This is a genomic window from Marinobacter nanhaiticus D15-8W (assembly GCF_036511935.1).
GTDB lineage: Bacteria > Pseudomonadota > Gammaproteobacteria > Pseudomonadales > Oleiphilaceae > Marinobacter_A > Marinobacter_A nanhaiticus.
On the sequence record NZ_AP028878.1, the window covers coordinates 4,111,125 to 4,123,086 of the forward strand.

General features: G+C 57.6%; 11 protein-coding genes. 5 read left to right on the forward strand and 6 right to left on the reverse strand.

Annotated features, from left to right (window positions below; all coding sequences use genetic code 11):
* Positions 1-3: 3 nt before the first annotated feature.
* Positions 4-1,722, reverse strand: coding sequence for an acetolactate synthase 3 large subunit (locus tag RE428_RS18405; protein WP_004580717.1), 1,719 nt, complete (start codon positions 1,720-1,722; stop codon positions 4-6).
* Between the two features lie 545 nt (positions 1,723-2,267).
* On the opposite strand from RE428_RS18405, the gene RE428_RS18410 reads away from it, so the two are divergent.
* The gene (locus RE428_RS18410) at positions 2,268-2,723 is read left to right on the forward strand and encodes a DUF4124 domain-containing protein (protein WP_040883215.1); all 456 of its coding nucleotides are present in this window, start codon (positions 2,268-2,270) and stop codon (positions 2,721-2,723) included.
* 164 nt (positions 2,724-2,887) lie between these two features.
* Here the strand turns inward: RE428_RS18410 and RE428_RS18415 are convergent, their stop codons facing one another.
* Complete coding sequence (locus RE428_RS18415) at positions 2,888-4,024, reverse strand: alkane 1-monooxygenase (RefSeq protein ID WP_004580715.1); 1,137 nt, start codon at positions 4,022-4,024, stop codon at positions 2,888-2,890.
* Between the two features lie 316 nt (positions 4,025-4,340).
* Here RE428_RS18415 and RE428_RS18420 point away from each other — a divergent pair, with 316 nt between their 5' ends.
* A complete protein-coding gene (locus tag RE428_RS18420) occupies positions 4,341-5,030 on the forward strand; it encodes a GntR family transcriptional regulator (RefSeq protein WP_004580714.1) in 690 nt (229 codons plus the stop codon).
* A gap of 2 nt (positions 5,031-5,032) precedes the next feature.
* Here RE428_RS18420 and RE428_RS18425 read toward each other — a convergent pair whose 3' ends face one another.
* Entirely contained in the window at positions 5,033-5,515 is a 483-nt protein-coding gene (locus RE428_RS18425; protein ID WP_115840235.1) for a DUF4864 domain-containing protein, read from the reverse strand.
* 62 nt (positions 5,516-5,577) lie between these two features.
* Between RE428_RS18425 and RE428_RS18430 the strand changes: the two genes are divergently transcribed.
* The 3 genes from RE428_RS18430 to RE428_RS18440 all read left to right on the forward strand — a co-directional run bounded on the left by RE428_RS18430 (position 5,578) and on the right by RE428_RS18440 (position 7,757).
* Positions 5,578-5,700, forward strand: coding sequence for a hypothetical protein (locus RE428_RS18430; protein WP_264673101.1), 123 nt, complete (start codon positions 5,578-5,580; stop codon positions 5,698-5,700).
* Positions 5,701-5,765: 65 nt separating this feature from the next.
* Positions 5,766-6,548 (forward strand): substrate-binding periplasmic protein, encoded by a 783-nt coding sequence (locus tag RE428_RS18435; protein ID WP_004580712.1) that lies wholly within the window; start codon positions 5,766-5,768, stop codon positions 6,546-6,548.
* Positions 6,549-6,758: 210 nt separating this feature from the next.
* Positions 6,759-7,757 (forward strand): DUF6160 family protein, encoded by a 999-nt coding sequence (locus tag RE428_RS18440; protein ID WP_004580711.1) that lies wholly within the window; start codon positions 6,759-6,761, stop codon positions 7,755-7,757.
* Positions 7,758-7,916: 159 nt separating this feature from the next.
* Here the strand turns inward: RE428_RS18440 and RE428_RS18445 are convergent, their stop codons facing one another.
* Genes RE428_RS18445 through RE428_RS18455 form a run of 3 tightly spaced genes read right to left on the reverse strand, consistent with a single transcriptional unit; the run spans position 7,917 to position 11,816 of the window.
* Entirely contained in the window at positions 7,917-9,662 is a 1,746-nt protein-coding gene (locus RE428_RS18445; protein ID WP_004580710.1) for an alpha-amylase family glycosyl hydrolase, read from the reverse strand.
* A gap of 39 nt (positions 9,663-9,701) precedes the next feature.
* A complete protein-coding gene (locus RE428_RS18450) occupies positions 9,702-10,943 on the reverse strand; it encodes a glycosyltransferase family protein (protein WP_004580709.1) in 1,242 nt (413 codons plus the stop codon).
* Positions 10,944-10,991: 48 nt separating this feature from the next.
* Entirely contained in the window at positions 10,992-11,816 is an 825-nt protein-coding gene (locus RE428_RS18455; protein ID WP_004580708.1) for an HAD-IIB family hydrolase, read from the reverse strand.
* Positions 11,817-11,962 lie beyond the last annotated feature (146 nt).

An 11,962-nucleotide genomic window follows, 5' to 3' on the forward strand; every position in this document is an offset into this window, starting at 1 on the left:
TGATCAGACCCTCTCCGTTTTACTGAGCCACATATCCTTCATAGAGCCGCGGGCCACCTGCATCGGGTAGACGTGCTCGTGTGGATCAACGTAGATGTCCAGGAACACCAGCTTGTCCTTCATCGCAAAGGCCTCTTCGAGCTTGGTTTCGAGATCCTCCTTGCGGTCGATCTTGATGCCCACATGCCCATAGGCCTCGGCCAGCTTGATGAAGTCCGGCAGGGATTCCATATAGGACTGCGAATGGCGGGACTCGTAGTTCATGTCCTGCCACTGCTTCACCATGCCCAGTGCCTGATTGTTGAGGTTCACGATCTTGACCGGCAGGTTGTACTGCTTGCAGGTGCTCAGCTCCTGGATGTTCATCTGGATACTGCCCTCACCGGTGACGCAGATGACGTCGTCGTCAGGGTAGCTCAGCTTGACACCCATGGCCGCCGGTAAACCAAAGCCCATGGTGCCCAGACCACCGGAGTTGATCCAGCGGTTGGGCTTGTTGAACTTATAGTATTGCGCCGCGAACATCTGGTGCTGCCCGACATCGGTAGTAACGAATGCCTCGCCATTGGTAAGCCGGTGCAGCGCCTCGATCACTTCCTGCGGCTTGATGTACTTGTCGCTCTTTTCGTAACGCATGCCGTGGAAGGCGCGCCACTCGTCGATCTGCTTCCACCAGGCCTTTAGCGCTTCGGCATCGGGCTTTTCCTTGCTTTCCTTGACCAGCGCAATCATTTCCTTCAGTACGGCATCGACTGGCCCAACGATGGGTACGTCGGCTTCGACGGTCTTGGAAATGGATGCCGGGTCGATATCGATATGGACGATCCGCGCGCCGGGACAGAACTTCTCGGTCGCATTGGTGACACGATCATCAAAACGGGCACCGACGGCCAGGATCAGATCGGAATGATGCATGGCCATGTTGGACTCGTAGGTCCCGTGCATGCCCAACCAGCCCAGGGACTGCTTGTCGCCAGCAGGAAAGCCCCCGATACCCATCAACGTATTGGTGACGGGGAATCCCAGCAGGTGAGCCAGATCGGTAAGCTGCTCGGAAGCCTTACCCAACACGACGCCACCGCCGGCATAGATGATCGGCCGCTTCGCCGCCAACAGCATTTCAGCCGCCTTACGGATCTGACCGGCATGACCACGCATCGCTGGGTTATATGAGCGCAGCTTCACCTTCTTGGGGTAGCTATACTCATAACGCTCGTTGGGCGTGGTCATATCCTTGGGAATATCGACCACCACCGGACCGGGGCGACCGGTTGATGCAATAAAATAGGCCTTGCGAACGATCTCGGGAATTTCAGAAGGATGACGCACCGTCATGTTGTGCTTCACCACCGGGCGGGAAACACCGATCATGTCGGTTTCCTGGAAGGCGTCCTCACCAATCAGGCTTGATGCCACCTGACCGCACAGGACCACCATCGGGATGGAATCCATAAAAGCTGTGGCAATGCCCGTAATGGTGTTGGTGGCACCCGGGCCGGATGTCACCAGTACGGTCCCCGGTTTGCCCGAGGCTCTCGCATAGCCATCGGCCATATGCACGGCAGCCTGTTCGTGGCGGACCAGGATATGCTTGACCTTGTCCTGTCTGAACAGGGCGTCATAGATATGCAGTGCTGCGCCACCCGGATAACCGTAGATGTACTCGATCCCTTCATCCTGCAGGGAACGGATCAGCATGTCTGCGCCAGACAATAACTCCACTTTCTCTACCCTCTTTATAGAGTGAATGTGCCGGCTTTCGCCGGTTGCCTGGGGTTCCGGTGCAGAGCTTCTTGTGAAAGCCGGACCGGACATTCCGCCACACCATGGGACGCAGAGGTTGTCTCTTGGCCAACCGAGCCTCCTGAGGGTGCCGGAGGTCGGCCAGTTGATGGACTGCGAAGTTCTTGCTACAGCAAGCTATCGCAACCCAGACCGCGCAGAATGCGCGAGACGTTCAGTGTGGTAATCAATGGGGATACTTGCACGGGATTGCCTGCCGTATTTACCCCTGTTTTCAGGCAATCGCCAATTGTGACAGCGGGAAACGCCCTGTCAATACCAACAGCTCGCCGAGGCGCGCCATTGGGCCTTCCCTGTCCAAACTCCGTTACATAAAACCGACAGCTAAGGACTGGCCAATTCACAGTTTTTGACTCATCTTAAGCACATTGATTTCGGCCATGGCAGAATTGGCTCTGGACCAGGTAAAACGATTTGGCATGGAATGCCATCGCCAAACGCATATGGAAACAGGTTGTATCCGCATGAAAAAATTTGGAATTCTGCTGAGTATCCTGCTATCAGCCTCGACACTCTCCGCACAGGCCAGCTCAGTGTATAAGTGGACCGACGAAAACGGTGTGACGCATTTCGGTGATCGTCAGCCGACCGGTCAGCAAACCGAAACCGTCAATGTCCGTTCAGGCACGAGCGAGAGCGCCAATGCCGAGCAGCGCGCCACTCCGCAGGAGCGTGTTGAAGCCATGGATAAAGCGGCTGCCGAGCAGGCCGAGAAAGAAGACATGACGAGGCAGGAAGAAGCCGTTGCCAAGCAGCGCCAGAAAAACTGCGAGATCGCACAGGACAACCTTAAAACGATCAGCACCCATGCGCGGATCAAGGTGACCGAGAATGGCGAGCAACGCTACCTGACACCGGAAGAAATCCAGCAGAAGAAAGACGAGTTCCAGAAGATCGTAGAAGAGGACTGCCAAGCCTGAGACGGCTTTCCCGGATTGCAGATGAAGGAAAGGGCGGCCCTCCCTTGGGGCGCCCTCGTTTCCCGATCACCACACACAAGTGAAGAGCCCGCTACTGACGCAACGGGCAAAGCAGATATAGCGTTCAGCCACTGCATCTGATCGAGGCATGCATCGGCGACACCTTAACCAAGCTGATGCTCTTCCCCCTTGTAATACGCTTCTACCCGCGGATTCATCACCCTCTTCCACAAAGGCGGAAATAATGCCAAGACCACCATCGCTGCGTATCCAGCGGGCAATTGTGGCGCAACCTGATGATGACGCAGGACCTGATAGCGGCGCTTCGCATATGCATGGTGGTCACTATGGCGCTGCAGGTGGAACAGGAAAACATTGGTCAGGAAGTAGTTGGAATTCCAGCTGTGCTCTGGCGTGGTTCGTTCGTACCGGCCACTCTCCAGTTTGCGGCGATGCAGACCGTAATGCTCCAGGTAGTTGACGATCTCGAGGAGGGTGAAGGCGATGAAGCTCTGCCCCAGGAAATAAACGGCGCCTAGCCACCCGAAAGCAAGCATAAAGGCTACCAGCGCCAGAAACGAGAGGCCGTACCACCACATCAATTCGTTACGCCAAGTCAGCGGAGCATGACCTTTGCGCTTCAGACGTACCGCTTCCAATCGCCAGGCGTTAAGGAAGTTGCGAACGTATGCCTGCGGCAGAAAGTTGTACAGCGACTGGTCGTAGCGAGAGGAGGACGCATCTTCCGGAGTGGACACATGCACATGGTGGCCACGCAGATGTTCGACCTTGAAGCCTCCGTAACACACCAGCGATAGTAACAATCCGCCGGCCCACGGTTCGAGTCGACCGTCCTTGTGGATCAGTTCGTGGGCGACGTTGATGCCCAGCCCACCGACAATACCGATCGACACGATCCAGCCCAGGGCCCCAAATGCCGTGAAGGTGCCACTGGTGAGTACTTGCATACCCCATACCAGCACCCAGGCAAACGCCACCACCCAACCAAGGGTCATGATGCGGTAGAACAGCTCATTGTTCATATGGGGCACATCGGTCTGCTCGTCCGGGTTCAGGGCATCCTGGCCGAGCATCCAGTCGAGTAGAGGAATGAGACCGAACACCACCACCGGTACGCCCCAGGCAAAAAGGTCGACCCAGCCGGTCGCCTTACCGGCGCCGAGCAGCAGCATTGGGAGGGCCAGGGGCAACATGGCGATCAGGAAACTGTACTTCTTCAGGCGCAAGAGCAGCCGACGACGGGACGACGATGTCTCCAGGGTAACCTGCTGTGAGTCCATACGAACCTCGCTTTTAGGATGACGTTTTTGTTCTATGTTCAGTCGATGTTGGCTTCACGGCGACCGCATACAGCGGCCTACACGACCTTCTGCTTGCTATAGTGTCCTACAATACAACAGTCGTCAAACTTGATATCAGAAGACAGCCACAAATCGGCTCACGGCGCCCCAACCTGAATGGCCGCCCTCCCCGGGGCCGCTGTGCTATGATGAAGCGCCCATTAGGCCCGCCTTTTTTTGGGTCTACCCAGCGCCCCGGCCCTTGCATTCAAGGGAGCGCCATCCGCTTATCCACAGCTCAACTTGGAAGGACAGCATGGAGTTTCAGGCGCCCAATACCCTGGCGGAGCAAATCGCCAACTACCTCGCCGATCGCCTGATGACGGGCGATATCAAGCCCGGCGAGCGTTTGCAGGAAGCGACCATAGCCGTAGAACTTGAGGTGAGCCGAGCGTCGGTAAAGGAAGCCTTCTATACACTGGAGCGGTGGCACCTGGTTGACATCACCCCGCGCAAAGGGGCAACGGCAAGCCTGCTGGATGCCGATCACGCGGCGGAACTCTATGATGTCTACATGCACCTGCTTATCATGTTGGCGCGTCGGTTATGCGAGCGTTGGCAGGAGAAGGACCGGGAACGGCTGATGGATGTGATCCACAAGGCGACCTCGCGCCTGAACGCAGACGCTCCCAATATTTCAGCGGTGGTGCAGGCCAGCTTTGATGTTATGGATGCCTGCTGTGCAGTGGTAGCGAATCCCTACCTCACCGAAGCGCTGACCAACTTCAAACCGGCGGTGAGCCGAACCTACTATTTCTGTGCGGATCGTTACCGGCAGGACCTTGATAGGACGGGCATGTTCTTCTCGCGGCTGACCCAGGCTGTGCTGGCCCGCGACCCCGAAGCGGCGGAACGGCAAATCGAAGGCTTCGCCGATCACCAGAAATCATTGATATTACAAGCGCTCGCGCGTGATGTAACCGTATCCAGCGCCGAGTCGGAGTGATATCAAATTCCCAGTTCACTGCGTTTTAGCACGACACCTGCAATACGCCACTCGCCATCCTGCCGCTCCATCCGGTAGTAGGCTTCCCAGTAACGGCCCTCGGGTCCGACAAGGAGCACCCGCTGGACGACGAAGCCAGGGTGGGGAACCTGCTCGCGAAAACGCACCGTGGTGGCTTCATAAACCGCCGGATACTGCTTGCGCACCATGTTACCGAAGGCCTCGGCGCTGGAGAAACCGCGTTGAATGGACGGCGAGGCGTAGCTGAATGCTCGCACGTCATCGTCCTGGGCAAAGGCATCGAGCTGCTCGCTAATAACCTCCTGCATGTCGGCCACTTCGTCATTAGCTTGGACAGGCTCAGTACTCAGGCACAGCGCGAGCGCTCCAGCAAGTGCGACAGACAGTAGCCCCGCGGACACTACTCGCATGGACAATCGTGCCAGGCACGCCTGCAGACGCATAACGCCGTTTAGGGAAACCATGTTCGCCCTCCCTCTACCGCTGCTGGAGGCCTGGCATAAGCCCGGCACATGCCGCAGTTATCATGGGTACGCCCGCACGCCTTTCCCGGATGCCTATCTGGCACGCCCTCACCTACTTCGTCGAAGTTGGGCTTGCCTGGTTCATCACCAATAGCACTCGCCAGCATGTCGCCGGGTTCGGGTGATTTCAGACGTTGCTCTGATATAGTAATCCATACATCCACAACTTCAGAACGGGATTCTCACCCTCATGATCCAGCGCTACATTCTGCTGTTGTTGACGCTCTCTCTGGGGATTATGACGCTGTTTCCTGCCTATCTTCATGCCCAGGAAGCCACGACTAAGCAGGAAAATCGACCACCTGTGCTGCGATTTAACATTGCCACCGGTGGCTATCCGCCCTACACAATTGTCGATAAGGATGGCGAGGTTTCAGGCATCATGTGGGATATCCTCCACGCCCTCGCCAATGCCCACGACCTGAAACTGGAAGCACGTGAAATTCCGACCAAGCGTGTCGAAGATTTCCTTCTGGCCGGGCACCTCGATGTCAGCATGCGTGCCCGCGAATGGTCCCATCAGCCTGAAAAGTTCCTGTTCACCGATACGCTCGTCAAGGTACAGGACGTCATCTTTACCCGGACTGACAGCTCACTGGTAATTGACGATTTCGACGATCTGAAGGGTAAAACACTGCTTACCCACCTCGGTTACAGTTATCCTGCACTGAAACCCTACTTCGAGGCCGGCACCATCACCCGCCTGAACGTCAATTCCCAGCGTTCCATGTTCCAGCGCCTGCACAGCGCCGAACGTTTCGATGGACTGGTCAGCGACCTTCGGACCGGCCGCTGGCTGATCAAGTCCCACGGCTGGTCCAGCCAGTTCGTCGCCCAACCGCTTGTCGTGGGGGAATTCGACTACCGCTTCATGTTTGCACCCCACTGGGCAGACTACATCCACGACTTCGACAAGACCCTACAAACCCTGCGCGATTCCGGCGAGCTTGAGGCCATCCTCGCCAAATACTGATCCAGGCCAACCCGACCGCGCTGACGTGATTCCGTTCACAGACCTTGGCAGGACCAAAGATTACTGTAACGGTATGTAATCCGCTTCGTATCCGCAGTCCGAACCGGATCCATAACAACACGGAACCCGCGGCCAGTCGGCTGCTATAACAACAAGATAACGGGGCGCGCTGGCTTTAGGCACCAGCCGCCGCGACCAAGGACTGACATCATGAAGACCGGACTGCAGCGCAGAGCCCTCTGCCTGCCGTTGCTGCTTGCACCAACGCTGGCATCGGCAGAAATCCAGGCCCTCGACGACCAGAGCCTCAGCCAGGTGATAGGTCAGGCGGGCGTGACCATCGAGCTGGAAACACGCATCGACCTGGACCGCTTCTCGTATATCGACGAAGGCTCGGTCAGCGTCTACGACCTCAGCCTGTCCGACCCGGACGGCACCGCCCTGGATAACATGAAAGTCACTGTCGACGTGGCCGGGGACGGAGAGGTGCTGGAACACGGCTTCTCCGAAATCGCCCGGCGCGCCAATGCCGGGCTGATATCGGGCTCCAATCCCGATGTAGCCGACGCCTTGGACAAATACGCCGTCGGCGGCAGTTTTGGCAAGCAATTCAACAGCGGCGACGCCGTCATCCATATCGGCCCGACAGACGCCGGCGATCCCACGTCCATGCAGGATTATCTGCAAGCGGTGGATTTCCGCCTCGCGATCGGTGAGGTTCGTGCCGAAGGCCCCGAAGACAGCGCGACTATGTTTTCGAATATCCAGCTTGAGGGTTATCTGGGCCCGACCGATATCGTGGTACGTAACGCCGGCGAAGCCACACGAACGCTGGCCAACGGCAACGTCGTCTCCGCCTCCGAGCTGCAATTCGACACCCACTTCGAGATTAGCGGAGGCTCACTGGACTGGGACGTGGGTAACGTGATCCTGCTGTTTAGTTTTGCCGGCGTCGGTATCGAAGGACTGGCAATTCACAACCGCTGGGGCGACGACACCTTGGGCCATTTCGGTATGGCGAGCGCCACGGCGAAGCTCTCCAATGGCACCAGTGCCGACTCTGGCAAGGAAGGGCTATCGATCCACGACGTTGAGTTCCGTGCCGACATAGATATGCCGGTGTTCAAGGTGGGTGGTACCAGTATTGGTACCGTGCAGTTTGAGGACTTTGTAATCAGTAACACCAATATGATGGTGTATGGACACTAAGCCGTAGCATGACCTCCGACCTGGACATGCGCAAAATGTAGCCGAAGATTTATCTTCGGAGGGGGCGTAAAGGCCCCCGGGTTTGATCCGGCAGGCCGTCGGACTGCTCCGAAGCTGAAGCGTCGGCTACACTCACCGCCATCCCCGAGCCACATTTCCCTACCGTCGGTTGCTCAACCAGATAAATTCATAAGGCTTCAATGTGACTGGTTTCATTCGGTCCTCGAAGGTCCTTCCGCTTACCAGATCCGTCCATTCGTCCGTCAGGATCAGGTTCAGCTCCGACAGGTTGAACACCTGCTCCTGACCGCTGATGTTATGGATGGCGAAAACGCTCTGTCGACGATCAATGCTCTGGCGCCAGAACGCGAATAGGCCATCGCCCAAGTGCAGGGTGTACTGTGTGGCGTTGGGATGAAAGGCCGACTGCCTGGTGCGGATGGCCAGCAAACGACGCAGGGCGGTAAAGACGTCCCGATGATGGGTATCGGCCTCCAGCAGGTCGTCGAGCTGATCGGCGTTCCACACATGTCGGTTGATGGAGCGATTGACGCCCGTATGCTCGACCCGAGCCTCGTCGTTCTCCGTGGCGAGCAGGCTATGAATATAGAACGCCGGCACGCCTTCCAGCGCCATCATCACCGCGTGGGCACAGATAAAGCGGGCAAACTGCAAGCCATCATTATCGCCGGACGTTTCAGTACGCGCCATCGCATTCCACAAACTGATGTTGATCTCGTATGGCCGAACTTCGCCAGTAGGGCCGGTGCGGCTGGTAATCCGCGCGCCGGAACCGGCCAGGGTGGTCGTCATGCGATCCAGTTCCTCGTCCGTCAGGAGCCCTTCCACCGGACGCAGGCCAATGCCGTCATGGGACGCAATGAAGTTCAGGTATGCGGTGCCCTGCTGGGCTGGCGGCATGGTCATCAGCCAGTCTTTGAGGTGTTGGGCATTGCCGCTGATCATGGCGTGCAACAACAACGGCGGCAACGAGAAGTTGTAGATCATATGGGCTTCGTTGGCGTTGCCGAAGTAAGTCAGGTTCTCCCGATTGGGGATGTTGGTCTCGGTGATAACGACGGCTTCCGGGTCACGGTGTTCGATAAGCAGCCGGAACAGTCGGATGATTTCGTGGGTTTCAGGCAGGTTGATGCTTGGCGTGCCCAGGATTTTCCAAAGGAAAGCGACGGCATCCAGCCGGAACCAGCGCATGCCCCGATCCATGTAGAGTTTGACGATGCCGATGAACTCCAGCAGGACATCGGGGTTGGAAAAGTCCAGGTCCACTTGGTCGTGACTGAAGGTACACCAGACGTGCTTTTCACCTTCCACGGTTTCCACTGCACGTAGCAACGGCGATGTCCGTGGGCGTACGACCGCACTTACGTCCTCATCTGGCGACACCTCGACAAAGTAGCGCCGCCCCGGCTCCCGGCCCGCCTTGAAGTTCTCGAACCAGAGACTGCGGCTGGAGCAATGGTTGATCACCAGGTCGGTCATCACCATGAACGCGCGGGACAGTTCGGTAAGGTCCTCCCATTGACCGAGCGACGGGTTCACGGTGGTATAGTCCATGACGGCAAAACCGTCGTCGGAGCTATAGGGAAAGAACGGCAGCACGTGGACCGTCGAGATCATGCCGGAGAAGTGGGCCTTGCAGAACGCGGTGAGCGTGTGCAATGGCGCCTCGCCCTCCCGTCGAACTGAGTCGCCGTAGGTAATCAGCATGGCGGTACCGGCGCTCCAGTTGTTGCGGTGGGGCGACGGCGTTGGCGTATCCGGCGCCAGGCCGAAGCGTTCCAGGCACTGATCCGCCAGCGCCTGAATATCCTCATGGGGATACAGGCACTGCAGATGCGCCTTCACACGCTGCTCCAACGATGGTAGTCCCTCAGGGTCAGTCATAAGGTGGTTTCCCTCTACAGCTCGTGTCGGTCGTCCGTCCTATAGCTTGTCTTGTGCAGGGCCGCCGTGGTCCCGCAGATCGTCTTCCACCGCGTCGTGCAATCGTTGCATTACGCCGGGGAATGCACTGGCAACGCGGTTCCACGAGGAAATGAACGGCGCCTCCATAGGGTTCTCCAGGAAATAGACACCCGCCTTCATGATATTGCGGGCAAACAGTTCCACCGCCTGCTCTTCCTGATGAACATCGAACTTCAGCCCGTTGATTTCAGCATCGTTGCGATACGTCTCCACAAAGTCCAGGGCGATGCGGAAATAGGTCGCCTTAATGGTGCGGAAGGCTTCGTGGTTAAAGACGATACCGTTCGTGGCCAGTTTGCGAAAAATGGCCTTGGCGATATCGATGGACATCTTGGACAGGCCGCCGCTGTCGTCGTCCGGGGACAGGTTCTGGTGCTTGTGATCGTAGCAGTCGGCGATATCCACCTGGCACAGGCGGTTGGTGCTGTAGTTGCGCTTCATCTCGCTGAGCACCCCGATTTCCAGCCCCCAGTCGCTGGGAATGCGCAGGTCGGTCATCACGTCCTTACGGAAGGAGAATTCGCCGGAGAGCGGATAACGGTAACTATCCAGATAATCCAGGTAGTCGAGGTTGCCCAGTACCCGCTTGAGAGCCCGCAACAAGGGCGTTACCAGCAGTCGACTAACCCGGCCGTTCAACTTGTTGTCAGCGACCCGCGCATAGAAGCCCTTGCAGAACTCATAGTTGAAGTTGGGATTGGCCACCGGGTAGATCAGCCGGGCCAGTAGCTCCCGATCATAGGTGACGATGTCGCAGTCATGCAGTGCGATCGACTCCGCACGGCCTGAAGCCAGTACATAGCCCATGCAGAACCAGACATTGCGACCTTTGCCGGGCTCGGTAGGCGCCAGCTCCTCACCTTTTAATTCGCGGTCGATACTGCGTAGGCGCGGGCCGTCGTTCCAGAGTACCCGGTGACGCTGCGGCAGCGCAGAGAAGAATTCCAGGGCATGGTGGTACTGGGCCTCATTGGCCCGGTCCAGGCCGATTACAATCTCGCTCAGGTACGGCACCTTCTTGAGATGCTCGAGGATATTCGGCATTGCCTCGGTTTCCAGCTCCGAGTAAAGACACGGCAGGATCAGGGCCATGGGCCTTGATTTGGAGAAGCTTACGAGCTCAGCTTCAAGATCCTCAAGGGGGCGACGTGACAGGTTATGCAACGTGGTCACAATGCCGTTCTGGTAGAAATCACCCATAGCGTATTCCTTTTTTGGAGGCGCCCGGTGTATCGACAAGTGTTTTTGTCAGGGCGCTGTTATTCCGTTCTGGCTCAGGATGGAAGAAACCGCTTCCGCCCAGCCTTCGGGGCCATAAGACGATGTAATGCACACATCGGGCCGATCCGGGACCACCGGTGGTGCATGGACCGGCGAGCGCACCAGAACCGGGATATCCGACGCGGACAACATATCCACGTCATTCTCGCTATCCCCCAATGCCACTGAGGTGATGGCGCCCTCAAAGGCGTTCTGATAGACCGCAAGCAGCCAGCTCATGGCCTGCCCCTTGTCACAGGCGCCAAGGACATGATGGAAGCGCCCTCCACGAACCAGGCGCAGATTGTGCCCCGCCAGCTCCGTAGCGCACTGATTTAGTGCATCCTCAGAGTCCTGCCACACCAGGGGTTCGCTGAATTCCCTTTGCGAGGCCAGCTGTGCCTGTCGACGCTCCAGTCCGGTGCGCTCCATCAGCTCCGCCAGACCCATCTCCGACAGTCCACGAAAGGTGTAGCGCTGGCGCAAGGCATAGAGTTGCTCCAGGATATCCACCCGTGGCACCGACAACGCCTTGCAGTAGTAATTGCCATGGGGTCGCGCATCCGGTGGCAGGGGCAAGCCAGTATCCGGAGGGAACCATACTGCAGCGCCGTTTTCGACGATAAAAGGTTGGTGGATATCCAGCCTTTCCTGCAACTGTTCAACTTCTACACGAGTTTTGCTGGTATTGAAGATAACCGGGACGCCAGCTTCGAGGGCTGCCTCCCAAACCGGCCGGGCCGGCTCAGCGGAATAGGTGTGGTGATCCAGCAATGTGCCGTCCAGGTCGGTAAAAATGACCAGCCGTGCCATGAGCCTTCTCTCCCTGCGTATCGCCCTGGGGCGTGGGTTGTCCTTGTATGCGGCGATCTCCCACCGCGCATGGTTCGTCTCGTACGGCGGAAGTCATGCAAGGGAAACGCCACAATACCTGACGATTTGGTAACGCCCCCGACTCG

Coding starts and splice junctions, on each gene's coding strand:
- RE428_RS18410 (WP_040883215.1), top strand. CDS start 2,268: ATGAAAAAATTTGGAATTCTGCTGAGTATCCTGCTATCAGCCTCGACA.
- RE428_RS18415 (WP_004580715.1), bottom strand. CDS start 4,024: ATGGACTCACAGCAGGTTACCCTGGAGACATCGTCGTCCCGTCGTCGG.
- RE428_RS18420 (WP_004580714.1), top strand. CDS start 4,341: ATGGAGTTTCAGGCGCCCAATACCCTGGCGGAGCAAATCGCCAACTAC.
- RE428_RS18425 (WP_115840235.1), bottom strand. CDS start 5,515: ATGGTTTCCCTAAACGGCGTTATGCGTCTGCAGGCGTGCCTGGCACGA.
- RE428_RS18430 (WP_264673101.1), top strand. CDS start 5,578: ATGGGTACGCCCGCACGCCTTTCCCGGATGCCTATCTGGCACGCCCTC.
- RE428_RS18435 (WP_004580712.1), top strand. CDS start 5,766: ATGATCCAGCGCTACATTCTGCTGTTGTTGACGCTCTCTCTGGGGATT.
- RE428_RS18440 (WP_004580711.1), top strand. CDS start 6,759: ATGAAGACCGGACTGCAGCGCAGAGCCCTCTGCCTGCCGTTGCTGCTT.
- RE428_RS18445 (WP_004580710.1), bottom strand. CDS start 9,662: ATGACTGACCCTGAGGGACTACCATCGTTGGAGCAGCGTGTGAAGGCG.
- RE428_RS18450 (WP_004580709.1), bottom strand. CDS start 10,943: ATGGGTGATTTCTACCAGAACGGCATTGTGACCACGTTGCATAACCTG.
- RE428_RS18455 (WP_004580708.1), bottom strand. CDS start 11,816: ATGGCACGGCTGGTCATTTTTACCGACCTGGACGGCACATTGCTGGAT.